Source organism: Pantoea sp. ANP04 (assembly GCF_041982285.1).
GTDB classification, from domain to species: domain Bacteria; phylum Pseudomonadota; class Gammaproteobacteria; order Enterobacterales; family Enterobacteriaceae; genus Pantoea; species Pantoea eucalypti.
Genome location: NZ_JAUTYS010000010.1, coordinates 169,828 through 196,545, shown reverse-complemented (window position 1 = coordinate 196,545; position 26,718 = coordinate 169,828). Strand labels below are relative to the sequence as shown.

Here is a 26,718-nt window from a genome sequence, read left to right as displayed (position 1 = left end):
GTCCAGCGGGCATGGCCCGTTGTCGAACCCCGGCGGGGGTTCTCATACCCCTCTCTCAGTGCAATATGCAAAAAAAAAGCCTGAACAAACGTTCAGGCTCTTCTTCAGAATGTGGCGGTGAGAGGGGGATTCGAACCCCCGATACGTTGCCGTATACACACTTTCCAGGCGTGCTCCTTCAGCCACTCGGACACCTCACCACATTTACTTCGCCGACCGCGCTGGGTCAACGGGGCGGTACTATAGGGAGTCGGCTGAAAAGGGTCAAGCACTATTTTTCTCTTTTGATCTATTCGCTTAAGCTCTGAACGAATCGATTTACTGCGACATAAAACCGGGGATTTATGTCGCATATTTTGCTTCGTTAAAGGCTAAATCAGCTCTTCACCCGATTCGCGAAACTTTTGCGCAGTTTCTGCAGCTTCGGTGGGATTACCGCCATGCAGTAGCCGTTGCGCTGGCCCGCGCCTTCCCAGTAATCCTGATGATAGGCCTCGGCAGGGTACCACTCTTTCAGCGGCTCAATGGTGGTTACCACCGGCACATCATGGTCAGCCTGAGCACGGGCAATGGCGGCGCGCGCTTCTGCTTCCTGTTCTGCGTTGGCCGGGAAGATCGCCGAGCGATACTGGGTGCCGATATCATTGCCCTGACGGTTAAGCTGGGTCGGATCATGCGTCACAAAGCTGATATCCAGAAGATCGCCGTAGGTCACTTTCTCCGGGTCAAAGCCAATGCGGATGGCTTCTGCATGACCGGTTGCACCACTGCAGACCTGCTCATAAGTCGGATTAGGACGGGCACCACCGGTATAGCCACTTTCAACCGACTCTACGCCGATCACATCTTTAAACACCGCTTCGGTACACCAGAAACAGCCGCCGGCGATAACTGCATATTCGATAGCCATAATAATTTACTCCTGTCAGGTCGAAAGAGGTGAATGGGGGCGCGACAGACCGCTTTCAACTAGATCAGCATCTCCGGTTTAAAATCTCTGCTCCTGTCCACTATTTTCTCGCTCATCACGGTGAACCGCCCCTCGCCGGTATAGTGCAGAGTCGTGGGATATTCCGGCTGCTCAGCAACATGGGCTTTCACAATCTCAAAAATAAACAGGTTGTAGTTAGCGACCATCGAATCGTCATAGAGCTGACACTCAAAGCTGGCAAAGCATTCGGCAATCATCGGCGCGCCCACGACCTGAGCCGGTTCAGGCGTGAGGCCAAAAGCCTCGAACTTATCCAGCTGGTCTCCGTGGCTGTTGCCAATCCCTATAACTTCATCAATCAGTGAGGCCGAAGGGATATTCAGCACGCATTGACCGCTATTCCGAATCAGCTCATGGCTGTGATTCATGCCGGCAATCACGCAGCCGACCAGGGAGGGCGAGAACTCCATCACCGTGTGCCAGCCAAGTGTCATGATGTCATGGTGATCTTTGTACTGTGAACTGAGCAGCAGCACCGGCCCGGGTTCAAGATATTTACGGGCTTTACTGACCGGGAAAGCATATTTGTGCATGCGTTGGCTCATGACATAACTCCTTTAGCGTAAGGGTGCCATTAAGTGTAGAGCACCCGGCGCATAGAGCAGGAGCTTCAATGGTCAGAAATGCGAGGTTGATAGCGGAGGGAAGAGCGCTGACATTTTACTGCAGTATCGCGACCTTAAGGTTTCCTTAATATGCAGTCGCGATACTGCCCGCTCTAAGTGAGGATAATATTATGAAAACTGTACCTGTCTCTCTTCCTGTTACTGCTTCACATCCGATGAGTGAATATGCTGCATTGCTGATTGCCGCAGCCACCGTTGTTCTTTTCCTGTCAGCCTGGTTTACTGCTTAAAATTTAACGACGGCCCGACACCCGCTTCGGTCGCGACGATTCCCCAGGAAAAACTGAAACCGGTGTAGCTGGACGATACGGCTGACAATGCTCAGCCCAAGTCCGATACCGCCGTAACGACTGTCCATGCGGATAAATGCCTTACTCAGCTCGCCACTTTTACTCTCATCGATACCGGGTCCCTCATCTTCCACCACCAACATCAGGTCGGGAGCAGAGAGCAACTGCACACTGATCGTGCTGTTATCCGGGCTGTAGCGATGAGCATTCTCTACCAGATTACGCAACAACATCTTCAGCAGCGTGGCATCACCGCGCACAAACTGCTCCTGCGGCAAATCAAGCAACAGCGTCTGCTGATGCGCCTCCAGCATGATACTCAGCTCCGCCTCCATCGGCAGGATCACATCTTCGATCAGCCCGACGTTCTGATAGGTACCAGAGGTAAACGACTGCCCGGCACGCGCCAGATTCAGCAACTGCGACACGCTGTGTGTCATTTGATCCAGGCGCTGCACCAGCGGCTGAACTTTGACATCGCTATTACGCTCAATTAATTCCAGATGCAGACGTAATCCCGCCAGCGGCGTACGCAACTCATGCGCCACATCAGCAGTGAACAGCCGCTCGCGCTCGAGGCTGCTGTTCAGACGCGCGACCAGCTGATTGATCGCCTGGGTCACGGCATCGATCTCATGGACCTGACTGTAACAGGCGACAGGCTCGAGATTTTCTTCGCTGCGACTCTCCAGTTCACGCTGTAACTGATAAAGCGGCCGGGTAATCCATTTTACCGCCTGATAGCAAAGCAACAGCGTCAGAGTAATCATGACCAGACTAGGCACCGCCAGGCTGGCTACCGCTTCATGAATTTCACGTTTAACGTGACTGTCCATGTTACGTTTCTGCAACTGCGCTTCCACCAGAAACTGAATCTGCTCTTTACTCTCATGCCATAACCAGATCACGCTGATGATCTGAAAGACCAGCAGAATCAGGCCGATAGCCAGAATGAGGCGAAAGCGCATACTACGGTGATCGAAACCTCTTATCATGTTGCCTCACGAACGCCATCCTGCGTTACCAGCGCATAACCGAAGCCACGCACGGTGCGAATCGCGCTTTTACCAATTTTGTCACGCAGATTATGGATATGTACTTCCAGCGTATTAGTAGAAGGCTCGGTCTCCCAGTTGTAAATATCCTGGTAGAGAATTTCACGGTGCACCGGATTTCCAGCCTTGAGCATCAGCCGTGAAAGAATCGCAAACTCTTTAGGCGTCAGATCCAGCAGCGCGTCATTAAGCATAATCTGGCGATGGGTCATATCCAGTGCCAGCGCACCCACTCTGACATGACTGTCGCCCTGATTAACATGGCGGCGGATCAATGCGCGGATACGCGCCAGCAGCTCATCCAGCGAAAACGGTTTAATCAGATAGTCGTCAGCACCCGCGTCGAGTCCGGCAATCCGCTCGTTGATGGTGTCGCGCGCGGTCAGAATCAGCACGGGTGTCATCTGCTTCTGGCGACGCATTCGTATCAGAAAATGCAGGCCATCTTCGTCCGGCAGGCCAAGGTCCAGCACCACCAGACTATAGAGGCCGCTGGCGAAGTGCGCTTCAGCGTCCCGCACGCGCGTCACGCCATCACAGACATAGCCTTCACCTTCCAGCGCCAGTATCAGACCCTGCAACAGCAGAGCATCATCTTCAACAATCAGTATCTTCATTAAGGTTGGCTCCGACACGACGTCAAAATATCATCCGCAGGCACATATTCGTGAGTCGCGGTGCCGGTTAATCCCAGCATGGTTGAAAACAGATTATCCTGTGAAAATTCGTCTGTCGCCGCCAGTTTATTCAGGCAACTGCGATTAACGGCATAGCGTTTCTGATAATCATCGGAAAGCCAGATCAGAAGCGGCACATGTTTCTGGGTATCCGGAGCAATAGCATAGGGCAGGCCATGCAGGTAAGCCCCGTTTTCACCCAGCGATTCGCCATGGTCTGACAGATAGACCAGGCTGGTGGTGAAGCGATCCTGATGCGCACGCAGTACGTTAATGGCTTTATCGACAATATGATCCACATTGACCAGCGTATTGTCATAAGTATTGATCAGCTGTTGCTGCGAACAGTCCTGTATCTGATTGGTATCACAGGTCGGTTCAAACTGACGGAACTGCGGCGGATAGCGATGGCTGTAAGTCGGACCATGACTGCCAATGGTGTGCAGCACGATCACCGCATTGCCTTTTAACTGACTGATGTATTCATCCAGACCGTGGAACAGCACGTCGTCATAACACTCACCCTCAATGCACATACCAGGCAGGTTCAGGCTGGTCATATCCTGATGTGGAACACGATCGCAGGTACCTTTACAGCCGCCATCGTTCTCATTCCACAACACGCTGATCCCGGCACGCTGAATGACATCGAGCAATCCTTCCTGGTGCGCGGCCAGCACATCATCATAATGTGCGCGCGGCATATTAGAGAACATGCACGGCACAGAAACCGCCGTAGCGGTGCCGCACGAGGTGGTGTGCGGGAAATAGATCACATCATCTTTCGCCAGTAAGGGATTGGTAAGACGGCCATAACCGCCCAGCGAGAAGTTTTGCGCGCGTGAGGTTTCACCCAGCACCAGAATCGTCAGATTCGGCTTGCCGCTGCTGCGGCTGGGTTGCAGGTGGGCATCTTCACCGATACGAATCAGCGGCGCGTTCTGCAGCTGCTCGTGTTTATACCAGGAGAGCGTCGCCGCAATGCTGTTAGAAGGACTAAGCGCTTTAACCAGCTCGCGGTTGTTGCGAAATAGCGAGGCGTAATCTTTATAGAAGAGCAGGGCGACCAGCACGATCAGTGCGGCTGAGAGCAGCACGCTGAGCAGTCGCGCCAGCACGCCGCGCCACCGCTGCTTTTTGATTCGCGGCCAGAACACCAGCAACGCCATCAGCACCCCTGAGCTAAGCAGGGTCACGAGCAGCTTTGGCGTGATCAGCGCAAAAGATTCCGAAGCCGTGGTGTCCATCATGTTGGTGATCATCGAGCGATCGACCACGATGTTATAGGTCTGAATAAAATATTGTGCCGACGCGGAGAGCAGAATAAACAGCACGGCCAGCAGGCGATCCAGCCAGATAAACGAGGCCAGTGTAATCACGATATTAATGACGCTAAAGGCGACCAGTGGCATTGATAAAAACACCAGCGTCGTATGCAGGTCGTTCAGCGGCATTATCGTCAGCACCTGACGGTAATAGGCAATATTAAGGAAAATCGCGATGTAAACCGCAGCCAGAATCAACAACGTAAGGCGGCTGATTAGCGGCCTTTTAAGGGTTAACGCCATGTGAGCAGGAACCAAAGTAATAAAAGTGTCACGAGAATGCACTTTCAATATTAGGAATACCTTAAGAAACTTAAGGTTTGAATCTGGCTGGCTGGTGAGGCAGCGATACAACAACGGCCGCAGCGAACAGTGGATCGGCGAAGGCCCGTAAAGCTAAAAAAAACAGATGTGCAGTGCGCTGTTATGCTGTCTTAACCGCAGCGGCTGGCATGAAAACTGCATATTTCTGGCATAACCCCTGTTAATGACTACACTTAATGTGAAGATGTTCTCAGTTAGCCAGTATTGTCAGCAATGCGCTTGCAAGTTTGAGGAGTGTGACCTATTCAATCACCGCGTTTTATCCCTCAATCACCGTTTTATCAGAATTTCCCGCTTGCTGACCTGACTGCGTCAGGACATTCTTGTTTTAACTCAATGTTTTATTAAAATTCGATTTTCAGGAGAAGTAACGTGACTCAAGCGGCAGATACCCATGCCAGGTACCCGACATTAAGCAGCGGGCAATACGCCTTCTTTTTTGATGTCGACGGCACGCTGGCAGCGATACAGTCCCGTCCCGAAGCGGTATTTATTCCTGAGCAGGTCATTGCGCAACTGCAGCGACTGTCTGCACTCTCACAGGGTGCACTTGCGCTGGTTTCTGGCAGACCCATAGAACAACTTGATGCGCTGGCCGCGCCTCTGCACGGCCCGGCCGCGGGTGTGCATGGTGCTGAACGCCGTGATGCCGAGGGTAATCTGCATCGCATCAGCCTGCCCGCTGAGGTTGAGCAACCGCTCAGAACCGAACTGCAGGCGGCCATGGCCGCGTGGCCAGGCACTCAACTGGAGATCAAAGGCATGGCCTTTGCGCTTCATTATCGTCAGGCGATGCAGCATGAGCAGGATGTCATGCGACTGGCCGAACAGTCAGTAAAGCGTTTCCCGGGACTGGCGCTTCAGCCGGGAAAATGTGTGGTAGAAATCAAACCAGCAGGTATCGATAAAGGCGCCGCAATAGGCGACTTTATGCAGCAGTCCCCTTTTGCCGGACGTACGCCGGTCTTTATTGGCGACGATCTCACTGATGAGAAGGGCTTTCTGGCCGTCAACGAACGACAGGGCGTTTCTGTCAAAGTCGGCGAAGGGTTCAGCCAGGCCGATTATCGGCTAAGTGATGTCGATGCGGTTTACGGCTGGCTGGAAAAAACATTATTACTATTAGAGCAAGACAACGTCGGTAAGGAGTTTAGGTTATGAGTCGTTTAGTGGTTGTTTCTAACCGTGTCGCCATGCCAGATGGGTCTAAAACCAGTGCTGGCGGCCTGGCCGTAGGCATTCTCGATGCTCTGAAAAGCACCGGTGGAATGTGGTTTGGCTGGAACGGTGAAATCAGCGAGTTCACTGGCGAGGAGGTAGAGGACGTCAAGGTTCAGGAACATGAAGGTATCGAATATGCCTCGTTCCCGCTGAGCCAAAACGATTACGATCTCTATTATTGTCAGTTCTCCAATACAGTGATCTGGCCTGCCTTCCATTATCGCCTCGACCTGGTGCAGTTCCAGCGTGAAGCGTGGGAAGGGTATTGCGACGTCAATGATTCGGTGGCGCAGCGTTTAAAACCGCTGATCAAGCCTGATGATATTGTCTGGATCCACGATTATCACTTTTTACCGTTTGCCGCCGCACTGCGTCGCGCAGGCATCAATAACCGCATCGGTTTCTTCCTGCATATTCCGTTCCCGACGCCTGAAATCTTTAACGCGCTGCCACCACACAAAGAGCTGCTGGAAATGCTGTGTGAGTATGATCTGCTGGGCTTCCAGACCGAATCCGATCGGGTGGCATTCCTTGACAGCGTCAGCCAGCTCACGCAGTTACAGAATAAGGGCGACAAAAAGCATCGTGCCTTTGGCAACACCTTTATGACGGAGGTGTATCCGATCGGGATTGAGCCAGACAGCATTAAAGAGATGGCCGAAGGACCGCTGCCGCCGAAAATGGCTGCCATGAAGAAAGAGCTTGGCGATGCGCGCAACATCATTGCCTGCGAACGTCTCGACTATTCCAAAGGTCTTCCGGAGCGTTTCCTGGCTTATGAAGCGCTGCTGGAAAACTTCCCGGAGCATCGCGGCAAGATCCGCTATTCGCAGATCGCCCCAACTTCGCGTGGCGATGTGCAGGCGTACCAGGATATACGTCATCAGCTGGAGACCGAAGCAGGGCGCATCAACGGTAAGTACGGAACGCTGGGCTGGACCCCGCTCTACTATCTTAACCAGCATTTCGACCGTCGCCTGCTGATGAAGATCTTCCGCCTCACCGATGTCGGTCTGGTGACGCCGCTGCGTGATGGGATGAACCTGGTGGCCAAAGAGTATGTTGCTGCGCAGGACCCGGACGATCCAGGCGTACTGGTGCTGTCGCGCTTTGCCGGGGCAGCAAATGAGCTGACCTCTGCGCTGATAGTCAATCCTTATGACCGTGATGAAGTGGCCGCTGCACTGGACAAGGCGATTACCATGCCGCGTACCGAAAGGATTTCACGCTACAACGACATGATGGCGGTATTGCGTAAGAATGATATTACCGCATGGCGTGAAAGCTTCCTGAAAGACCTGGAACGCATCGACCCACGTAGCGTTGACCACAACACGGCCAACAAGGTTGCAACCTTCCCAAAACTGGCTTGATCTGAGTCCAGGTTAAGATGATAAAAGCAGCGATACCTGAGTCAGGGTTTCGCTGCTTTTTTTTTGTGCCGCTCACAGAAAAGCCGCTCCGCATCTGTTAAAGACCGAATGTGGTAAGCACGCGTGAGTGCGCAGAGTGGCTCGATTCCTGCAATCTCCGCGATCCCTGCAACGGCCACAATGCCCCAAACCCCGTCAGCACGGCCCCTGCCGCTTTATTTACCTTCTTTACTCAAGTTTTCCGACAGGCTGCCGATAGTGTTAGTGCCAACCTATAACTCCTCGTTAATTCATTCGACATTCTTATGTAACCCCTTGTTACATCGGATATCTCAGCCCGGACACATCCCTGCAACTGTTAACACCCGTTGTCAGAAAATTCGCGTACTGCCGTATAAACCTTAACGGTTTCATTACTTACCTTCTGCGATACTCCCGTTAAGTAACTAATTTAACAGCAATTACGCGCACCGCCTGCCAGCACAATCTTCTGATAACGCGTGTTTGGCTGGTTCTAAATAGGGTGTTAAAACGATTAACACCCAATATTCATTCCGGACTGCTCAAAGCGTCGAATAGCGATGATTTTACCCCCTATTAAACCTTTCTCAGGACCAATTGGACTTAAAATTGCTCTTTTTTGAGCAAAAAATGACCGGTCGGTAAGAAATCGTAAAGGGTTGCTGAAGAAATTTGCCTTAAAAGTGTGATCTACGTCACACTTTATCTAAAATTACGCGTCACTGTCGTTGTATGTCGAAATCAGACGATATAGATTTGCCTTGTTTTCGGATTAGTCCTAAAAAACGTAAGAAGATGTCACGGAAGATGTCCAGAACTCGAAAATAGAATGGCATGGATTTTCGACCTTCGGTGGGTCTGAAACCCACAAAAAACAGAAGGCGAAAACGGTGACATTAATTATATGTGAAGTTTTTTTTGCCATCTTTTGATTTAACAAACAGCAGCTCGAACCGCAGAGTTTTCTCTGCGATACAGTTACGTCGCATCTCTCAGGATGGAAAAATAATGGGCACCTCTGAAGTACTGAAACATATTTACGATCTCAACTTGTCTTATTTACTGCTGGCACAGCGCTTAATTAACCAGGATAAAGCCTCAGCGATGTTTCGCCTCGGCATTGACGAGAAAATGGCGAACGCATTATCTGAATTAACATTGCCTGAAATGGTAAAAATGGCAGAAACCAATCAACTGGTTTGTCAATTTCGTTTTACCGACAGCAGCAGCATTAGTCGGCTGACGCAGGAATCTCGCGTGGATGATTTACAGCAAATCCATACAGGAATTCTATTATCCAGCCGTTTACTGCGTAATGCGTCTAAAGATGATGCGCCTGCTAAAAAGAGAGCAATGTCATGAGTGAGAAAAGTATTGTTCAGGAAGCACGTGATATTCAGCTCGCAATGGAGTTGATCACACTGGGTGCACGCTTACAGATGTTAGAGAGTGAAACCCAGCTCAGTCGTGGTCGTCTGATCAAGCTCTATAAAGAATTACGTGGCAGTCCGCCACCGAAAGGCATGCTGCCGTTCTCCACGGACTGGTTTATGACGTGGGAGCAGAACATCCATGCTTCGATGTTCTGTAACGCCTGGAAGTTTTTACTGAAAACTGGCCTGTGCAGCGGCGTAGATGCCGTGATTAAAGCTTACCGCCTGTATCTTGAACAGTGTCCTCAATCGGACGAGGGCCCACTGTTGGCGCTGACTCGAGCCTGGACCCTGGTCCGATTTGTTGATAGCGGTATGCTGGAACTGGCGGATTGTAAGTGCTGCAGCGGCAGCTTTATTAACCATGCGCATCAGCCGGTTGGCAGCTTTACCTGCAGCCTGTGCCAGCCGCCATCACGTGCCGTAAAAAGACGTAAACTTTCTGCAGAACCTGCCGATATATTTCCACAACTGCTGGATGAACAGGTTAAACACGCCGTTTAAATTTGTTCGCATTGTGGAAGCCATCCAGCAGCGGTTAATACCGCTGCTTTTTTTTTGCTTGCGGTTCAGGAATAGCACCTGCAGCTCTCTGGCTTAACTTCCACCAACACGTTACGGACGTAAGGATTTTTTGTGCTGATAATTATAGGTTACCTGATTGTTTTAGGCTCCGTGTTGGGCGGATATGCGCTGGTAGGTGGCCATCTTGGCGCGCTTTATCAGCCTGCTGAATTATTAATGATCGGCGGTGCCGGTGCGGGTGCTTTTTTAGTCGGCAACAATGGCAAGTCGATTAAAAAAACGCTGAAAGCGCTGCCTAAATTATTTCGCGGCTCCAAATATAATAAAGCCGTTTACATGGATTTAATGGCGCTGCTTTATCGCCTGATGGCGAAGTCGCGCCAGCAGGGGATGCTGTCGCTGGAACGGGATATTGAAGATCCGAGCCAGAGTGAAATTTTTGCTAATTATCCCCGTATTCTTGCCGATAAACAGTTAGTCGATTTTATCACTGACTATTTACGTCTGATGGTGAGCGGCAACATGAACGCCTTTGAAATCGAAGCGTTGATGGATGAAGAGATAGAGACCTACGAACATGAGTGTGACGTACCAGCGCAAAGTATTGCTGCAGTCGGTGATGGTCTTCCTGCATTCGGTATCGTCGCAGCAGTAATGGGCGTGGTTCACGCACTGGCTTCTGCTGACCGTCCGGCCGCTGAGCTGGGTGCGCTGGTCGCGCATGCGATGGTGGGGACGTTCCTGGGCATTTTGCTGGCGTACGGGTTTGTCTCCCCGCTGTCGTCAGTATTGCGTCAGAAGTGTGCGGAAACCACCAAGATGATGCAGTGCATCAAGGTGACATTGCTGTCGAGCCTGAATGGTTACGCGCCGCAAATCGCGGTGGAGTTTGGTCGCAAGACGCTTTATTCCGCCGAGCGCCCATCGTTCAGCGAACTGGAAGAGCACGTGCGTAACGCCAAGAACCCGGCTAAACAGACGTCAGACGAGGCTTCATGAAACACGGCAATCGCCCAATTGTGCTGATCAAAAAGCGCAAACATAAAGGCCATGAAGGCAGCCACGGATCGTGGAAGATTGCCTACGCCGACTTTATGACGGCGATGATGGCCTTTTTTATGGTGATGTGGCTGCTCTCTATCGCCAACCCGCAGGAGCTGGTGCAGATTGCAGACTACTTTAAAACACCCCTTAAAGTTGCGATTACCGGTGGTCAGCGCAGCAGCGACAGTACCAGTCCAATCCCTGGCGGTGGAGATGATCCGACCAAAAAGATTGGCGAAGTTAATAAAGTCGTCGATATGGATGCCCAGAAACGCAAGCTGGATGAGATTCGCCTTAACCGTTTGCGTGAAAAGCTCGACCAGTTGATCGAAGCGGATCCGCGCCTTAAAACGCTGCGCCCGCATCTGATCATCAACATGGTGGAAGAGGGGCTGCGTATTCAGATTATCGACAGTCAGAATCGCCCGATGTTTAAAACCGGTCGGGCCGAGGTGGAGCCTTATATGCGCGATATCCTGCGTGCAATAGCGCCCATCCTTAATGACATCCCGAACCGCATCAGTCTGGCCGGACATACCGACGATTTTCAGTATGCCAGCGGTGATAAAGGCTACAGCAACTGGGAACTGTCGGCTGACCGTGCGAACGCCTCACGCCGTGAACTGGTTATTGGCGGCCTGGACAGTGGCAAGATTTTACGGGTGTTAGGCATGGCCGACACCATGAGCCTGAAAAATCGTGGCGGGAATGATGCAGTAAACCGCCGCATTAGCCTGCTGGTGTTGAACCACGACACCGAAGCGGCAATTGAAAAAGAGAACGCAGAAAGTGATGCCGTCCAGATCAGCGATCCGGCGGCGATTGAACAGATTACCGCACCTGCAACACCAGGCAGCGCGGTGAATACAGCAGCCCCCTCACAGCCGAGGTGATTCCCGTGAGTATGGACATCAGCGATTTTTACCAGACGTTTTTTGATGAAGCCGATGAGCTATTAGCGGATATGGAACAACACCTGTTGGGTCTGGACCCACAGGAGCCAGATTCGGAACAGCTTAACGCCATCTTTCGTGCCGCTCACTCCATAAAGGGTGGGGCCGGAACCTTTGGTTTTACGGTATTGCAGGAAACGACTCATATCCTGGAAAACATTCTGGATGGTGCTCGTCGCGGCGAGATGCAGCTCAGCACCGACATCATCAACCTGTTTTTGGAAACCAAAGATATTATGCAGGAACAGCTCGATGCTTATAAAACCGCGCAGGAGCCTAACGCGGAGAGCTTCAAATATATCTGTGAAGCGCTGCGCCAGCTGGCGTTAGAGGCCAAAGGTCTGCCGGTTGAAGCACCGGCCAGTGTTGCCACTGCCAGCGCAGAGCCCGCCAGCACCAGCGGCCTGCGTGTACAGCTGATCGATCTCAAAGAGAAAGAGGTCGATTTGATGCTGGAAGAGATGAGTAATCTGGGCACGCTGACCAATGTGCAGAAGGGCAGCAACATGCTGGACGTCTGCATTGATGGCGTCGGTAAAGATGACATCGTGGCGGTGCTCTGTTTCGTCATTGACGAAGCGCAAATTCGCTTCCCGGCCGCTGATGACGCGGTTGCTGAGCCGGTTGCCGTCGCCGCTCCCGCCGCACCTGTGGTGGAAGAGGTTCACACCGCGACCGTCACCGAACTGCCTGTGGCAGCGGCGAAGCGTGAAACTAAGCGCGCTGCAGCGCCGGCTAAATCAAGCGAATCCACCAGCATCCGCGTAGCCGTGGAGAAAGTCGATCAGCTGATCAACCTGGTGGGCGAACTGGTGATTACCCAGTCAATGCTCGCCCAGCGTTCCGGCGAACTCGATCCGGTGGCGCACGGCGACCTGCTGAACAGCATGGGTCAGCTGGAGCGTAACGCCCGCGATCTGCAGGAATCGGTGATGTCGATTCGTATGATGCCAATGGAATATGTCTTCAGCCGCTTCCCGCGTCTGGTGCGTGACCTGGCAAGCAAACTTGGCAAAGAGGTCGAACTGACATTGCTGGGCAGTTCAACCGAACTCGATAAGAGCCTGATTGAACGCATCATTGATCCATTAACACACCTGGTGCGTAATAGTCTTGACCACGGTATCGAAACGCCAGAGAAACGCCTTGTCGCCGGTAAAGTGGCAACCGGTAACCTGACGCTTTCAGCGGAACATCAGGGTGGCAACATCTGCATCGAAGTTTCTGATGATGGTGCCGGTCTGAACCGTGAACGTATTCTTGCAAAAGCACTGTCATCGGGCCTGCCAGTCCATGAGAACATGAGCGACGAAGAGGTCGGCATGTTGATTTTCGCACCAGGCTTCTCTACAGCGGAGCAGGTGACGGATGTTTCAGGACGCGGCGTCGGTATGGACGTGGTGAAACGAAATATTCAGGAGATGGGCGGTCACGTCGAAATCGCCTCGAAGCAGGGCAAAGGCACCACCATCCGTATCCTGCTGCCGCTGACGCTGGCCATCCTTGATGGCATGTCCGTTCGCGTCGCCAATGAAGTCTTTATTCTGCCGCTGAATGCGGTGATGGAGTCGCTGCAACCGCGTGCCGAAGATCTCAAACCGATGGCCGGTGGCGAGTGCGTACTGGAAGTCCGTGGTGAATATCTGCCACTGGTTGAGTTGTGGAACGTCTTTGATGTGCAGGATGCTAAAACCGAAGCCACTCAGGGCATCGTGGTGATCCTGCAAAGCGCGGGCAAACGCTATGCGCTGCTGGTCGATCAGCTGATTGGTCAACATCAGGTGGTGGTGAAGAACCTGGAAAGTAACTATCGCAAAGTGCCGGGCATCTCCGCTGCCACCATTCTTGGCGATGGTAGCGTAGCGCTGATTGTCGATGTTTCAGCACTGCAATCACTTAACCGTGAAAAACGTGTGGCTGGCGCTGCCGCCTGATTGATAACGAAAGGGTAAATAACATGAATGGAATGGCAACCGTGACAAAAATTGCTGGCGAAACTGTGGGTCAGGAGTTTCTGGTCTTCACGCTGGGCGACGAAGAATACGGCATCGATATCCTCAAAGTTCAGGAAATTCGCGGTTACGATCAGGTAACACGTATTGCGAATACCCCTGATTTTATCCGCGGAGTGACTAACCTGCGCGGTGTCATCGTGCCCATTATCGATCTGCGCGTGAAGTTTGCGCAGCCCGATGTTGAGTACAATGAAAACACAGTGGTTATCGTGCTGAATCTGGAAAATCGTGTGGTTGGTATTGTGGTTGACGGCGTTTCTGACGTGCTGTCGCTGACTCAGGATCAGATCCGACCTTCACCGGAGTTTGCGGTGACCATGTCGACCGAGTACATGACCGGTCTGGGTGCACTGGGCGATCGCATGCTGATTCTGGTCGACATCGAAAAGCTGCTGAGCAGCGACGAGATGGCGCTGGTTGATAATCTGCGTAGCGCGTAATCGGGTTATCACGGGCTGGTTATGGCTGGCCCGTGATAATTACTTCATGTGATAATCCCTTTAAATTCATAGAATAAAGTTACGTCCTCCCTAATTTCCTGCGATCACCTGCCGATAATCCCTGAGTCACTTTTTAATTACCTACTTTGTTCAGGGTTACTCATGTTAACGAAAATCCGTGTTGTCACCAGCCTGTTACTGGTGTTGCTGGTGTTCGGGCTGTTACAGGCCTTCTCCGGTTCTGTCTTTTACTCCGCATTAAGTCACGATAAGCAAAACTTCGCCGTGTCACAGCTTGCCATGCAAAATACGCAGGGGCTTAATGATGCCTATATGAGTCTTAACCAGAGCCGTGTATTGCTGACCCGCATTCAGCTGCGTTTTGCCACCAGTAAACTTGAAGGCAAACCGGCGGATGTTGCTACGCTGTTTGAAGAGAGTCAGCGTTTCCAGCAGGCGGCCGCGGGCTTCTACAAGGCGTTCAGAGAGACGCCAGAAACCCCAGGAATGGATGAGCAACTCGGCAGCCAGCTTGACCAGCGCTTCAGAGACTATGCGGGCGCGCTGAGCAGCCTGCAGAGCGCGCTGCAGGTAAACGACATGGTCGCGGCCGCTAAAGCCCCGGTCGCACCGAGCCAGAGTGCATTTCTGACGCTCTACCGTGAGTGGCGCGCCGACCAGAGTCGTCTGACCAGCCTGGGTGTGGCAGAAAACAGCAGTGCCTATACCCGTATGATGTGGATCCTCTCCATCATTATGGCCGCGGTGGTGGCGGTGATCGTGCTCTGCTGGTTTGGCCTGCGCAAAATCGTGATGACGCCACTGAACAGCAGCATTCATCACATTCAGCATATCGCCCGGGGCGATTTAACCCAGCCGATCGTGGTGGAAGGGCGCAATGAAATGACCCAGCTCGCGGCCAGCCTGCATGATATGCAGCAGTCGCTGGTGCGCACCGTAACCAATGTACGTGAGGGATCGGATGCGATTTTCACCGGTGCCAGCGAGATCTCTGCCGGGAATAATGATCTCTCCGCCCGCACAGAACAGCAGGCGGCCTCCCTTGAGCAGACGGCAGCCAGCATGGAGCAGCTCACCGCCACGGTAAAACAGAATGCTGAAAACGCCCGCCAGGCGTCACAGCTGGCACTCAGCGCCTCCGAAACCGCAGAGAAAGGCGGAAACGTTGTGGCTGGCGTGGTGAAAACCATGAGCGAAATCGCCGGCAGCTCGAAGAAAATTGCCGATATCACCAGCGTGATTGACGGGATTGCGTTCCAGACCAATATTCTGGCGCTTAATGCGGCCGTTGAAGCGGCGCGTGCCGGAGAACAGGGTCGCGGTTTTGCTGTGGTGGCGGGTGAAGTGCGCAGTCTGGCGCAGCGCAGCGCCCAGGCGGCCAAAGAGATCAAAGGATTGATCGATGACTCCGTGAGCCGGGTCAACGTCGGTTCGCAGCTGGTTGGCACCGCGGGCGAAACCATGAGCGATATCGTCAGTGCCGTCACACGCGTCACCGACATCATGGGTGAAATTGCCTCGGCGTCGGACGAGCAGAGTCGCGGCATCGATCAGGTCGGTCAGGCGGTTACTGAGATGGATCGCGTGACCCAGCAGAACGCCTCGCTGGTGGAGGAATCCGCTGCGGCGGCAGCCTCGCTGGAAGACCAGGCCAGCCGGTTAAGCCAGGCCGTGTCTGTGTTCAACATTACACGCGGCACCGTGCAGCAGACACTGACAAAGCATCTGCCGATTGCCGCGCCAGCCACGGTTGCGCAGATCCCCCGCAAAGTCCTGACGGCCCCCGTCAGTGATACCCACTGGGAAACCTTCTGATGTCCCGTTGCGCATCCTGAGGGATGCGCAACACTCCCCGTTATTCCTCTGCTTAAAGCCAAACTCAGCAGCTCATGCTGATAAAAATAATTACAAAAGCCACTTCTCTCCTGAAAGCGCCAAAAAGCGTTAATTAATCCTGAAGGGTCGCCGATATAGCCGCTGCACCTTAATCAACCTGCAGGGGAACAAGATGTTAAAAAAAATAAAAGTGGTAACCAGTTTAATCGCAGTACTGGTTATCTTTGGCGCGCTCCAGTTAGTCTCTGGCAGCCTTTTTTGGTCAGCACTGAATAAAGACAAAGCTTCCTTCGCGCTGTCTCAGGTCTCTAATCGTAATGTTACTGAGATGACAGATGCTTATATCTCCTTAAACAACAGCCGTACCACGCTGAACCGCGGCATGCTTCGGTTACAGACCAGCATGGCTTCGCAGATGAACGGCGGTCAGCTTGATGAACTTATCACCAAAGCCAATAACCAGTTAGCAGAGGCCGATCGTCACTTCAAAATCTATTACCATCTGCCTACCACCGCTGGTCTTGACGAGACGCTGGGGGACAAGCTTGAAGCTGATTACGGCAATTATGAAAACGGCCTGAAAGCGATGGTAAAAAGTCTGCAGGCACGTGACCTGGAAGGGATGTTCAAACAGAACATCGAACAGAAGCAGGTGGCGATGCAGGAGAGTTACAATAAATGGCGTGCGCTGCAGACTGCACTTTCTGACAAGGGCATGGAACAGAACCACAACGCGTACACCCAGATGATGTGGCTGCTGGCCACCATTGGCGTTGCGGTACTGGCGGTGATTATTACCTGCTGGTTTGGCCTGCGTCAGGTACTGATTCAGCCCCTGCAACAGCTGCTGGCACAGATTCGTGCTATCGCTTCCGGTGATCTGACACAGACTATTGTGGTTGAGGGACGCAATGAGATGAGCCAGCTGGCCGCAGGCATCCATGAGATGCAACAGTCTCTGGTAATGACCGTGGGTAATGTCCGTGATGGCTCAGATGCCATCTTTACCGGTGCCAGCGAAATCGCCGCCGGTAACAACGACCTGTCGTCACGCACCGAAGAGCAGGCCGCCTCACTGGAACAGACTGCCGCCAGCATGGAGCAGTTGACCGCCACGGTGAAGCAGAATGCGGACAACGCCCGTCAGGCGTCGCAACTGGCGCTGACCGCCTCCGAAACCGCACAGCAGGGCGGGAAAGTGGTTAATGGCGTGGTCACCACGATGAAAGAGATCGCGGACAGCTCGAAGAAAATTGCTGACATCATCAGTGTGATCGACGGTATCGCCTTCCAGACTAATATCCTGGCGCTGAATGCCGCCGTTGAAGCCGCGCGGGCCGGTGAGCAGGGGCGTGGTTTTGCAGTAGTGGCGGGTGAAGTGCGCAGCCTGGCACAGCGTAGCGCCCAGGCCGCAAAAGAGATCAAAGGCCTGATTGAAGACTCCGTCTCTCGCGTTAACGATGGGTCACTGCAGGTTGAAAGCGCCGGCAGTACCATGAATGAGATTGTGGGTGCCGTGACCCGCGTTACCGATATCATGGGCGAAATCGCCTCAGCGTCTGATGAACAGAGCCGCGGTATTGAACAGGTCGGCGTGGCCGTTACTGAAATGGATCGCGTGACGCAGCAGAATGCTTCTCTGGTTGAGGAGTCTGCCGCCGCCGCCGCCGCTCTGGAGCAGCAAGCCAGCGTTCTGACCCAGGCAGTCTCCGTATTCAAAATTTCCCGCGCCTGATTTTCTGCTTTTCACCATGGCAGCGGCTTTAAGCTGCTGCCATGCATAAAGTTCCCCCTGACTCCGCCGATAAATAAACACGAATCGCCAACCAATGAGGTGTGTATGTTTAGTCGTGTACGAGTCGTTTCCGGCCTGCTGTGTGTGCTGGCGCTGTTTGCGCTGCTGCAGCTTTTTTCAGGCGGAATGTTTTTCAAAACTGTCAGCTCAGATAAAGAGAATTTTGCTTATAACCAGCGTCTGAATACGTTGCAACAGGCGATGGGCACTTCATGGGTTTCGCTTGTTCAGGCGCGCAACACCCTTAACCGCGCCGGTATCCGTTTTTTGCAGGATGCACAGATGTCGGGGTCGGGAGCCAGCGTGAAAGAGCTGGTCGCCCTGGCGGGCGAGGAGCTGAAACAGGCCGAAGCCAGCTATCAGATTTTCAACGATAACCTGTCAGAAAAGGGCAAAACAGCTGAAAACGTCCTGACGTTACAGGCCAACTATAAGGCCTATCACGATGCCCTGGCAGAACTGATGGTCTTCTTCACGACCGGTAACTTCAAAGGTTTTGTCGATCAGCCTACGCAAAGTTTCCAGGACAAGTTTCAGAAAGATTACAGCGCCTGGCTTGAGCACAACAAAGAGCTTGCAGAGGAGGGTGTAAAAACAAACCAGCAGGCTTACAGCCGCTCTATCACCATTGTCATTGCCACGCTGGCTGTGACATTGCTGATGATTGTTCTGGTGTGGAACGTGATGCGTTCAGTGCTGATCCGTCCATTGCGTCAGAGCATTGAGCACATCCAGCACATTGCACGTGGTGATCTGACCCAGCCGGTTGAGATTAACGTACGAAATGAAATCGGCGAATTGCTGACTTCACTGCAGCACATGCAGCAGGAGCTGGTGCGTACCGTTCGCACTGTCCGTGATGGCTCCGACGCCATCTATACCGGCGCCAGCGAAATTTCCATCGGCAATAACGATCTCTCTTCGCGAACGGAACAGCAGGCCGCCTCGCTGGAGCAGACTGCCGCCAGCATGGAGCAGCTCACCGCAACCGTGAAACAGAATGCTGAAAACGCCCGTCAGGCGTCGAAGCTGGCGCTGACTGCCTCAGAAACCGCGCAGCAGGGCGGCAAAGTGGTGGATGGCGTGGTCACCACCATGAAAGAGATTGCGGGCAGCTCTAAGAAGATTGCCGATATCACCAGCGTGATTGATGGCATTGCTTTCCAGACCAACATCCTGGCGCTGAATGCCGCGGTTGAAGCCGCGCGTGCCGGAGAACAGGGGCGTGGTTTTGCGGTAGTGGCGGGTGAAGTCCGCAGCCTGGCACAGCGCAGCGCCCAGGCCGCCAAAGAGATTAAAGGGCTGATTGAAGATTCCGTTAGCCGCGTTAATACCGGCTCAGTGCTGGTAGAGAGTGCCGGTGACACCATGAGCAACATCGTCAGCGCGGTTACCCGCGTCACCGACATCATGGGTGAGATCGCCTCCGCGTCAGACGAGCAGAGCCGTGGCATTGACCAGGTGGGCCTTGCGGTGACTGAGATGGATCGCGTTACACAGCAGAACGCCTCACTGGTTGAAGAGTCAGCCGCCGCCGCTGCAGCGCTCGAAGATCAGGCAAGTCACTTAAAACAAGCGGTTTCAGTGTTCAATATTGGTAAAGAATTTGTCGCTCAGGCCGTTAACAAGACAACGGCGATGAAAACTCTCCAGTTAGATGCACCGTTAGCCGTTGGTCGTTCGTCTGCGTCACGCAGCGACGACAACTGGGAAACCTTTTAAACGCCCGTGGTCCGGTAGCTGTTATAGCGCCGGGCATCGCAGCAGACAGTTAATGTATAAAGTTCGGGCCAGGTGCAGAGATGAAAAAATCGACGATTTTAGATCAAAATGAGACGACAACGCTGCTGTCGCAAATGGTGCAGCGTTTGCCGCTCTCCGATACGCATTTTCGCCGTATCAGCCAGCTGATCTATCAGCGTGCCGGCATCGTATTGGCCGACCACAAGCGTGAGATGGTTTACAACCGTCTGGTTCGTCGTCTGCGTACGCTGAATATCGACGATTTTGGTCGCTACCTGGCGCTGCTGGAGTCCGATCCAAACAGTGCCGAGTGGCAGGCTTTTATCAATGCGCTGACGACCAACCTGACCGCGTTCTTCCGCGAAGCGCATCACTTCCCGATTCTGGCGGAGCATGCACGTAAGCGACAGGGCAACTTCAGCGTCTGGAGTACCGCAGCGTCAACGGGTGAAGAGCCTTATTCGATCGCCATGACGCTGGCGGAAACGCTGGGCACAGGACCTGGCAAGTTCCAGGTTCATGCCAGCGATATCGATACTCAGGTACTGGAAAAGGCGGTGGCAGGGGTTTACCGCCAGGAAGAGCTGCGCACGCTGTCACCGGCGCAAATGCAGCGTTTCTTCCTGCGCGGAACCGGTCCGCATGCCGGTATGGTGCGGGCGCGTCCCGAGCTGACCAATATGGTCACTTACGCGCAGCTAAACCTGCTGGCGAATGACTGGGCGCTGCCGGGTCAGTTCGACGCTATTTTCTGTCGCAATGTGATGATCTATTTCGATAAAGAGACGCAGGAGAAGATTCTGCGTCGGTTTGTCCCACTGCTAAAACCGGGCGGAATCCTTTTCGCCGGACACTCAGAAAACTTCAGTCAGATCAGTAAAGAGTTCTGGCTGCGTGGGCAAACCGTCTATGGACTGACGAAGGAAAGATGATGAGCAAAATCACCGTGATGTGCGTAGATGACTCTGCGCTGATGCGGCAGTTGATGACAGAAATCATCAACAGCCATCCGGATATGGAGATGGTCGCTACGGCGCCCGATCCGCTGGTCGCCCGCGATTTGATCAAGCAGTTCAATCCGCAGGTGCTGACACTGGATGTGGAAATGCCGCGCATGGATGGCCTCGATTTCCTGGAAAAACTGATGCGGTTACGGCCAATGCCGGTGGTGATGGTTTCATCGCTGACCGGAAAAGGCTCCGAAATTACGCTGAGAGCGCTGGAGCTGGGCGCGGTGGATTTCGTGACCAAGCCGCAGCTCGGCATCCGCGAAGGGATGCTGGCGTACAGCCAGATGATTGGCGACAAAATTCGTGCGGCTTCCCGTGCGCGCCTGCACAACCGCACAGCGATGCCGGTGCCGGCGACACTGAAAGCGGGTCCGCTGCTGAGTAGTGAGAAGCTGATTGCGATTGGCTCCTCAACCGGCGGAACTGAGGCGATTCGCCATGTGCTGCAGCCGTTACCGGCAACCAGCCCGGCACTGCTGATTACCCAGCATATGCCGCCAGGCTTTACCCGCTCCTTTGCCGAGCGTCTGAACAAGCTGTGTCAGATCACGGTAAAAGAAGCCGAAGATGGTGAACGTATTTTGCCAGGCCACGCCTATATCGCCCCAGGCGCAATGCACATGGAGCTGGGCCGAAGTGGTGCCAACTATGTGGTGAAACTGAATGAAGGGCCCCCGGTAAACCGGCACAAACCCTCTGTGGATGTGCTGTTCAAATCGGTGGCGATTAACGCCGGACGAAATGCGGTGGGGGTCATCCTCACCGGAATGGGCAACGATGGTGCGGCCGGGATGCTGGAAATGCACCGGGCAGGCGCCTGGACCATCGCCCAGAACGAAGCCAGCTGTGTGGTATTTGGCATGCCGCGTGAGGCTATTGCCACGGGCGGCGTGAGCGAAGTCGTAGATTTAAGCAACATCAGCCAGCACATGCTGGCGAAAATTAGCGCCGGACAGGCATTGCGTATTTAACAGGCCCGTCCCGCCGGGCGAGACAACTCAGGAGTAGATATGGCAGATAAAAACATGCGCTTTTTGGTAGTAGACGACTTCAATACGATGCGTCGTATTGTGCGTAACCTGCTGAAAGAGCTTGGCTTCAATAACGTAGAAGAAGCGGAAGATGGTGTGGATGCCCTCGGCAAACTGAAAGCGGGTGGTTTCGACTTCGTGATTTCCGACTGGAACATGCCAAACATGGATGGCCTGCAGCTGCTGCAGACCATTCGTGCTGACGCGGCAATGAGTACGCTGCCGGTGTTGATGGTCACTGCGGAAGCCAAGAAAGAGAACATTATCGCCGCCGCCCAGGCGGGTGCCAGTGGATATGTAGTGAAACCTTTCACTGCGGCAACCCTGGAAGAAAAGCTGGGTAAAATTTTCGAAAAACTGGGCATGTAAGGGGATGTGATGAGCGACTTTCCGAAACCAACTGAGGATGCCGCGGCACACGACATCATTTCACGTATTGGCTCTCTGACGCGCATGCTGCGCGACAGTCTGCGCGAGCTGGGGCTGGATAAAGCCATTGCCGATGCGGCTGAAGCCATTCCTGATGCCCGCGATCGTCTGGATTATGTTGTGCAGATGACGGCGCAGGCCGCTGACCGTGCGTTGAACTGTGTTGAAGCAGCACAACCTCATCAGGATAAAATGGAAGCCGGGGCAACCCAGCTGAAAGGACGTTGGGATGAGTGGTTTGAGAACCCAATTGAACTGGGTGATGCGCGGGAGTTGGTGACGGATACGCGCGCATTCCTCACCGCCGTGCCAGAGCACACCGCCTTTACCAACAAGCAGTTGCTTGAAATCATGATGGCGCAGGATTTCCAGGACCTTACCGGTCAGGTGATCAAGCGTATGATGGATGTGATTCAGGAAATTGAGCGCCAGCTGTTAATGGTGCTGCTGGAAAACATGCCAGAAGTCAGTGCTGAAAAGCGTCAGGAAGGCACCAGCCTGCTGAACGGACCGCAGATTCACGCAGATGCACCAGGCGTGGTGGCGAACCAGGATCAGGTTGATGACCTGCTGGACAGCTTAGGGTTTTAAGCGTTGTTCGCCCGCGTGCGGGCGAAACAGCGGCATATTATATTAAACAGGGTCACCTTCCGGTGGCCCCGTTCTGCATTGTCAGATCCATCCCCGAAAGAACGCCTGTTTTTCCCATCTTATCTCTGCTTTGACTTAAGCCAGATTTGGCATCCTATGCTCAGAATTCCTGCCAACCGAGGTTTGTCGTGTCTGATAGCGACGAGGACAAAACAGAATCGCCCACGGCCCACCGACTTGAGAAAGCGCGTGAAGAGGGCCAGATTCCGCGTTCGCGCGAACTGACATCCGTACTGATGCTGCTGGCCGGCATCATGATCCTGTGGATGGGCGGCAACATGATGGCGCACCGGCTGGCGGCGATGGTCGCCACCGGACTTCGTTTTGACCACGGCATGGTCAGAGATGACAAAATTATCGTCAGCCACATTGGCAGCCTGATCACGCAGGCACTGATGGCGCTGCTGCCGCTGATGGGCGGTCTGGTGCTGGTGGCGATTGCCGCCCCTATGCTGCTGGGCGGTATCGTTTTCAGCGGTAAATCGATCAAGTTTGATCCGAAAAAGATGAACCCGATTGCCGGCTTTAAGCGAATGTTCGCCGCTCAGGCCTGGACCGAACTGTTTAAAGGGATCCTCAAGACTATCCTGGTTGGCGCAGTGGGCTGGTGGTACATCTGGAGTCACTGGCCTGAGATGCTGCGGCTGATCAGCGAAGCACCGGTGACCGCGCTCATCCACGGCATGGAGATGATTGCGGTCTGCTGCTCGCTGGTGATGCTGGGGCTGATACCGATGGTGGGCTATGACGTTTTCTGGCAGCTCTACAGCCACTTTAAAAAGCTGAAGATGTCGATGCAGGAGATTCGCGACGAGCATAAGCAGCAGGAAGGCGACCCGCATGTTAAAGGACGCATCCGTCAGCAGATGCGCGCCGCTGCACGACGCAGAATGATGGCAGATGTGCCAAAAGCCGATGTCATCGTTACCAACCCGACGCACTACTCCGTCGCCCTGCAGTACAACGAGAAAAAGATGAGTGCGCCAAAAGTTGTGGCGAAAGGGGCCGGCGAGATCGCCCTGAGAATTCGTGAACTGGCTGCTGAACACCGCATCCCGGTTCTGGAAGCACCGCCGCTGGCGCGTGCGTTATATCGTCATACCGAAATTGGTCAGCACATCCCTGGCGCGCTGTATGCTGCCGTGGCCGAGGTGCTGGCGTGGGTCTGGCAGTCGCGTCGCTGGAAGCGCGAAGGCGGCCTGATTCCAACCAAACCAAAAGACCTGCCGGTTCCGGCAGAGATGGACTTTGCAGGAGAGAGCAAAAACGATGGCTAATAACCTGGCCGTAAAGCTACGTCTACCGGGCTTTAAAGATATGCAGTGGCAGGTACTGGCCGGGCCGGTACTGATCCTGATGATCCTGTCGATGATGGTTCTGCCATTGCCGCCGTTTATCCTCGATCTGCTGTTCACCTTTAACATTGCGCTGTCGATCATGGTCCTGCTGGTGGCGATGTTCACCCAGCGGACCCTGGAATTTGCGGCGTTCCCGACCATTCTGCTCTTCTCAACATTGTTGCGTCTGGCGCTGAACGTTGCGTCAACCCGTATCATCCTGATGGAAGGGCACACTGGTGCCGCTGCGGCCGGACAGGTGGTTGAAGCGTTCGGTCACTTCCTGGTGGGCGGTAACTTCGCCATCGGTATCGTGGTGTTTATCATCCTCGTGATCATCAACTTTATGGTTATCACCAAGGGTGCCGGTCGTATCGCGGAAGTGGGCGCGCGCTTTGTGCTGGACGGCATGCCCGGTAAGCAGATGGCAATCGATGCCGACCTCAACGCCGGTCTGATCGGTGAAGATGATGCCAAACGCCGCCGTGCAGAAGTGACCCAGGAAGCCGACTTCTACGGTTCGATGGACGGTGCGAGTAAGTTCGTTCGTGGTGATGCCATCGCCGGTATCATGATCATGGTCATCAACGTCATCGGCGGCCTGCTGGTGGGCGTGGTGCAGCACGGTATGGATGCGGGGCATGCCGCAGAGACCTATACGCTGCTGACCATCGGTGATGGACTGGTCGCGCAGATCCCGGCGCTGGTTATCTCCACTGCTGCCGGTGTTATCGTGACGCGCGTTGCCACCGATCAGGATGTCGGTGAGCAGATGGTCACTCAGCTGTTCAAAGATCCCCGCGTACTGATGCTCAGCGCCGGGGTGATTGGCTTACTGGGTCTGGTGCCTGGCATGCCTAACTTTGTTTTCCTGCTGTTCACCGCCGCCTTACTGGGTCTGGCCTGGTGGTTGCGTGGTCGCGAAGCACAGCCGAAGAAGAAAGTGGACGTTGCAGGCAGCATCAGCAACAAACCAGCCGACACGCCAGCCGCCACCGAAGCGTCCTGGACCGATGTGCAGCTGGAAGATACCCTGGGCATGGAAGTGGGCTACCGCCTGATTCCGATGGTCGATCATCAGCAAAACGGTGAGCTGCTGGGACGTATCCGCAGTATTCGTAAGAAGGTTGCTCAGGATGTTGGTTTCCTGCCGCCGGTGGTGCATATCCGTGACAACATGGAGCTTCCGCCTGCGCGCTATCGCATCCTGATGAAAGGGGTAGAGATTGGTAGCGGTGATGCCTATCCTGGCCGCTGGATGGCGATTAACCCGGGCACGGCTGCCGGAAGTCTGCCTGGTGAAGCGACCGTCGATCCCGCCTTTGGTCTGGCAGCGGTCTGGATTGATAGCGCACTCAAAGAGCAGGCGCAGATTCAGGGCTTTACAGTCGTCGAGGCCAGTACCGTCGTAGCAACCCATCTCAACCATCTGATCGGCCAGTTCGCCAGCGAACTGTTTGGCCGTCAGGAAGCGCAGCAACTGCTGGATCGCGTAACCCAGGAGATGCCGAAACTGACCGAAGATCTGGTGCCAGGCGTGATTTCACTCACCACGCTGCACAAGGTGCTGCAGAACCTGCTGGTGGAGCGGGTGTCGATTCGCGATATGCGCACCATCATCGAAACGCTGGCGGAACACGCGCCGGTGCAGAGCGATCCCCAGGAGCTGACCAGCGTGGTCCGTGTGGCGCTGGGTCGTGCGATTACGCAACAGTGGTTCCCGGGTAATGACGAAGTGCAGGTTATCGGGCTGGATTCAACGCTGGAGCGTCTGCTGTTGCAGGCGTTGCAGGGTGGTGGCGGACTGGAGCCGGGTCTGGCCGATCGGCTGTTGAGTCAGGCACAGGCGGCATTGCAGCGCCAGGAGATGCTGGGGGCACCGCCGGTACTGCTGGTCAATCATCCGCTGCGTGCACTGCTGGCGCGATTCCTGCGCCGCAATCTGCCACAGCTGGTGGTGCTCTCAAACCTGGAGCTGAGCGATAACCGTCAGATCCGTATGACTGCCACCATTGGAGGCAAATAATGCGCAGACTGATCATGGCATTGTTAATGATGCCACTGATGGCTCAGGCGGCTGGAGGGGCCTGGAGTGCCTCGGCTAACGGGCCGCTACTGGCGAACCGTGGCAGCTGGCAACGGGCGCAGCCGCTGACGCCACCCGCCGGCGTCGGTGGGGAAGTCAGCATCATTAACTGGCGTTATGAGCTGAGCAGGCCGGCGCCCTCTGGCCTGGAAGTGCGGCTGTGCGGTGAACAACGTTGCACGTCGCTTGAAGGTGCCAGCGGCACCACGCGCGGGCTGGCGCATCTGAATGCCGGTGAGACATTGCACATGGTGTTTGGTTTTGCGGGCAGTGGGGCGCTTCCACCCGGATTACGGGTGGTCAGCAGTGAAGTGATGGTCAATTACGAATAATGAATCAGCAACGTTGATGCCTGCGCGGGACACGCCGATGCACACCAGATATGTGCATCGGCTGTTACGTCGTTTACAGAGCAACAATTAACGCACTGACTCTCAGCCGATACATCAGCCACCGACGCAAAGGT

The 26,718-nt window shown here is 54.1% G+C and carries 23 protein-coding genes and 1 tRNA gene; 18 read left to right on the top strand and 6 right to left on the bottom strand.

Going from position 1 to position 26,718, the window contains the following annotated elements; genetic code table 11:
• Positions 1–112: 112 nt before the first annotated feature.
• The 6 genes from Q7C21_RS15155 to eptA all read right to left on the bottom strand — a co-directional run bounded on the left by Q7C21_RS15155 (position 113) and on the right by eptA (position 5,207).
• Positions 113–200 (bottom strand) — tRNA-Ser (locus Q7C21_RS15155).
• A 176-nt stretch (positions 201–376) separates the two neighbouring features.
• Positions 377–910, bottom strand: coding sequence for a peptide-methionine (S)-S-oxide reductase MsrA (gene msrA / locus Q7C21_RS15150; protein ID WP_003849120.1), 534 nt, complete (start codon positions 908–910; stop codon positions 377–379).
• Between the two features lie 59 nt (positions 911–969).
• Positions 970–1,536, bottom strand: coding sequence for a flavin reductase family protein (locus Q7C21_RS15145; RefSeq protein WP_375150859.1), 567 nt, complete (start codon positions 1,534–1,536; stop codon positions 970–972).
• Between the two features lie 307 nt (positions 1,537–1,843).
• On the bottom strand, positions 1,844–2,902 hold the full coding sequence (gene pmrB / locus Q7C21_RS15140; protein WP_008925381.1) for a two-component system sensor histidine kinase PmrB: 1,059 nt from the start codon (positions 2,900–2,902) through the stop codon (positions 1,844–1,846).
• Entirely contained in the window at positions 2,899–3,579 is a 681-nt protein-coding gene (gene pmrA / locus Q7C21_RS15135) for a two-component system response regulator PmrA (protein WP_154926377.1), read from the bottom strand. The genes pmrB and pmrA overlap by 4 nt, the downstream gene beginning before the upstream one ends.
• Positions 3,579–5,207, bottom strand: a complete 1,629-nt coding sequence (eptA, locus tag Q7C21_RS15130) for a phosphoethanolamine transferase EptA (protein ID WP_375150858.1) — start codon at positions 5,205–5,207, stop codon at positions 3,579–3,581. Before eptA ends, pmrA begins: the two co-directional genes overlap by 1 nt.
• 453 nt (positions 5,208–5,660) lie before the next feature.
• On the opposite strand from eptA, the gene otsB reads away from it, so the two are divergent.
• From otsB to Q7C21_RS15040, 18 genes are all read left to right on the top strand, one after another.
• Entirely contained in the window at positions 5,661–6,449 is a 789-nt protein-coding gene (otsB, locus tag Q7C21_RS15125; protein ID WP_003849131.1) for a trehalose-phosphatase, read from the top strand.
• Complete coding sequence (otsA, locus tag Q7C21_RS15120) at positions 6,446–7,882, top strand: alpha,alpha-trehalose-phosphate synthase (protein WP_003849133.1); 1,437 nt, start codon at positions 6,446–6,448, stop codon at positions 7,880–7,882. The genes otsB and otsA overlap by 4 nt, the downstream gene beginning before the upstream one ends.
• Positions 7,883–8,911: 1,029 nt before the next feature.
• Entirely contained in the window at positions 8,912–9,265 is a 354-nt protein-coding gene (flhD, locus tag Q7C21_RS15115) for a flagellar transcriptional regulator FlhD (RefSeq protein ID WP_003849135.1), read from the top strand.
• A complete protein-coding gene (gene flhC, locus Q7C21_RS15110; protein ID WP_375150857.1) occupies positions 9,262–9,840 on the top strand; it encodes a flagellar transcriptional regulator FlhC in 579 nt (192 codons plus the stop codon). Before flhD ends, flhC begins: the two co-directional genes overlap by 4 nt.
• A 132-nt stretch (positions 9,841–9,972) precedes the next feature.
• The gene (motA, locus tag Q7C21_RS15105) at positions 9,973–10,860 is read left to right on the top strand and encodes a flagellar motor stator protein MotA (RefSeq protein ID WP_003849139.1); all 888 of its coding nucleotides are present in this window, start codon (positions 9,973–9,975) and stop codon (positions 10,858–10,860) included.
• Positions 10,857–11,798 carry a flagellar motor protein MotB gene (gene motB / locus Q7C21_RS15100; protein WP_003849141.1) on the top strand — a complete coding sequence of 314 codons (942 nt, stop codon included), beginning with the start codon at positions 10,857–10,859 and terminating at the stop codon, positions 11,796–11,798. Before motA ends, motB begins: the two co-directional genes overlap by 4 nt.
• A gap of 11 nt (positions 11,799–11,809) precedes the next feature.
• Complete coding sequence (gene cheA / locus Q7C21_RS15095) at positions 11,810–13,792, top strand: chemotaxis protein CheA (protein ID WP_003849143.1); 1,983 nt, start codon at positions 11,810–11,812, stop codon at positions 13,790–13,792.
• Between the two features lie 23 nt (positions 13,793–13,815).
• Positions 13,816–14,313: a chemotaxis protein CheW gene (cheW, locus tag Q7C21_RS15090; RefSeq protein ID WP_003849145.1), complete on the top strand. Its 498-nt coding sequence runs from the start codon at positions 13,816–13,818 to the stop codon at positions 14,311–14,313.
• Between the two features lie 162 nt (positions 14,314–14,475).
• Positions 14,476–16,149 (top strand): methyl-accepting chemotaxis protein, encoded by a 1,674-nt coding sequence (locus tag Q7C21_RS15085; protein WP_375150856.1) that lies wholly within the window; start codon positions 14,476–14,478, stop codon positions 16,147–16,149.
• 193 nt (positions 16,150–16,342) lie between these two features.
• Positions 16,343–17,905, top strand: coding sequence for a methyl-accepting chemotaxis protein (locus tag Q7C21_RS15080; protein WP_039660023.1), 1,563 nt, complete (start codon positions 16,343–16,345; stop codon positions 17,903–17,905).
• A 105-nt stretch (positions 17,906–18,010) separates the two neighbouring features.
• A complete protein-coding gene (locus tag Q7C21_RS15075) occupies positions 18,011–19,687 on the top strand; it encodes a methyl-accepting chemotaxis protein (protein WP_154926369.1) in 1,677 nt (558 codons plus the stop codon).
• Positions 19,688–19,767: 80 nt separating this feature from the next.
• On the top strand, positions 19,768–20,640 hold the full coding sequence (gene cheR, locus Q7C21_RS15070; protein WP_003849153.1) for a protein-glutamate O-methyltransferase CheR: 873 nt from the start codon (positions 19,768–19,770) through the stop codon (positions 20,638–20,640).
• On the top strand, positions 20,640–21,689 hold the full coding sequence (locus tag Q7C21_RS15065; protein ID WP_003849155.1) for a chemotaxis response regulator protein-glutamate methylesterase: 1,050 nt from the start codon (positions 20,640–20,642) through the stop codon (positions 21,687–21,689). The genes cheR and Q7C21_RS15065 overlap by 1 nt, the downstream gene beginning before the upstream one ends.
• Before the next feature lie 39 nt (positions 21,690–21,728).
• Entirely contained in the window at positions 21,729–22,118 is a 390-nt protein-coding gene (gene cheY, locus Q7C21_RS15060; protein WP_003849158.1) for a chemotaxis response regulator CheY, read from the top strand.
• Positions 22,119–22,127: 9 nt separating this feature from the next.
• Positions 22,128–22,769 carry a protein phosphatase CheZ gene (gene cheZ / locus Q7C21_RS15055; protein WP_003849160.1) on the top strand — a complete coding sequence of 214 codons (642 nt, stop codon included), beginning with the start codon at positions 22,128–22,130 and terminating at the stop codon, positions 22,767–22,769.
• Positions 22,770–22,957: 188 nt separating this feature from the next.
• Positions 22,958–24,106: a flagellar biosynthesis protein FlhB gene (gene flhB / locus Q7C21_RS15050; RefSeq protein WP_003849164.1), complete on the top strand. Its 1,149-nt coding sequence runs from the start codon at positions 22,958–22,960 to the stop codon at positions 24,104–24,106.
• Entirely contained in the window at positions 24,099–26,192 is a 2,094-nt protein-coding gene (flhA, locus tag Q7C21_RS15045; RefSeq protein WP_003849166.1) for a flagellar biosynthesis protein FlhA, read from the top strand. The genes flhB and flhA overlap by 8 nt, the downstream gene beginning before the upstream one ends.
• A complete protein-coding gene (locus tag Q7C21_RS15040) occupies positions 26,192–26,584 on the top strand; it encodes a flagellar protein FlhE (RefSeq protein ID WP_105099091.1) in 393 nt (130 codons plus the stop codon). Before flhA ends, Q7C21_RS15040 begins: the two co-directional genes overlap by 1 nt.
• Positions 26,585–26,718: the final 134 nt, after the last annotated feature.

Excerpts from the sequence above, each read along its gene's own strand:
- Q7C21_RS15080 (WP_039660023.1), top strand. The coding sequence starts at position 16,343 with ATGTTAAAAAAAATAAAAGTGGTAACCAGTTTAATCGCAGTACTGGTT.
- motB (WP_003849141.1), top strand. The coding sequence starts at position 10,857 with ATGAAACACGGCAATCGCCCAATTGTGCTGATCAAAAAGCGCAAACAT.
- Q7C21_RS15075 (WP_154926369.1), top strand. The coding sequence starts at position 18,011 with ATGTTTAGTCGTGTACGAGTCGTTTCCGGCCTGCTGTGTGTGCTGGCG.
- cheY (WP_003849158.1), top strand. The coding sequence starts at position 21,729 with ATGGCAGATAAAAACATGCGCTTTTTGGTAGTAGACGACTTCAATACG.
- otsA (WP_003849133.1), top strand. The coding sequence starts at position 6,446 with ATGAGTCGTTTAGTGGTTGTTTCTAACCGTGTCGCCATGCCAGATGGG.
- Q7C21_RS15065 (WP_003849155.1), top strand. The coding sequence starts at position 20,640 with ATGAGCAAAATCACCGTGATGTGCGTAGATGACTCTGCGCTGATGCGG.
- Q7C21_RS15040 (WP_105099091.1), top strand. The coding sequence starts at position 26,192 with ATGCGCAGACTGATCATGGCATTGTTAATGATGCCACTGATGGCTCAG.
- cheZ (WP_003849160.1), top strand. The coding sequence starts at position 22,128 with ATGAGCGACTTTCCGAAACCAACTGAGGATGCCGCGGCACACGACATC.
- cheA (WP_003849143.1), top strand. The coding sequence starts at position 11,810 with ATGGACATCAGCGATTTTTACCAGACGTTTTTTGATGAAGCCGATGAG.
- flhA (WP_003849166.1), top strand. The coding sequence starts at position 24,099 with ATGGCTAATAACCTGGCCGTAAAGCTACGTCTACCGGGCTTTAAAGAT.
- cheR (WP_003849153.1), top strand. The coding sequence starts at position 19,768 with ATGAAAAAATCGACGATTTTAGATCAAAATGAGACGACAACGCTGCTG.
- pmrA (WP_154926377.1), bottom strand. The coding sequence starts at position 3,579 with ATGAAGATACTGATTGTTGAAGATGATGCTCTGCTGTTGCAGGGTCTG.
- flhD (WP_003849135.1), top strand. The coding sequence starts at position 8,912 with ATGGGCACCTCTGAAGTACTGAAACATATTTACGATCTCAACTTGTCT.
- eptA (WP_375150858.1), bottom strand. The coding sequence starts at position 5,207 with ATGGCGTTAACCCTTAAAAGGCCGCTAATCAGCCGCCTTACGTTGTTG.
- Q7C21_RS15145 (WP_375150859.1), bottom strand. The coding sequence starts at position 1,536 with ATGAGCCAACGCATGCACAAATATGCTTTCCCGGTCAGTAAAGCCCGT.
- Q7C21_RS15085 (WP_375150856.1), top strand. The coding sequence starts at position 14,476 with ATGTTAACGAAAATCCGTGTTGTCACCAGCCTGTTACTGGTGTTGCTG.
- msrA (WP_003849120.1), bottom strand. The coding sequence starts at position 910 with ATGGCTATCGAATATGCAGTTATCGCCGGCGGCTGTTTCTGGTGTACC.
- pmrB (WP_008925381.1), bottom strand. The coding sequence starts at position 2,902 with ATGATAAGAGGTTTCGATCACCGTAGTATGCGCTTTCGCCTCATTCTG.
- cheW (WP_003849145.1), top strand. The coding sequence starts at position 13,816 with ATGAATGGAATGGCAACCGTGACAAAAATTGCTGGCGAAACTGTGGGT.
- flhC (WP_375150857.1), top strand. The coding sequence starts at position 9,262 with ATGAGTGAGAAAAGTATTGTTCAGGAAGCACGTGATATTCAGCTCGCA.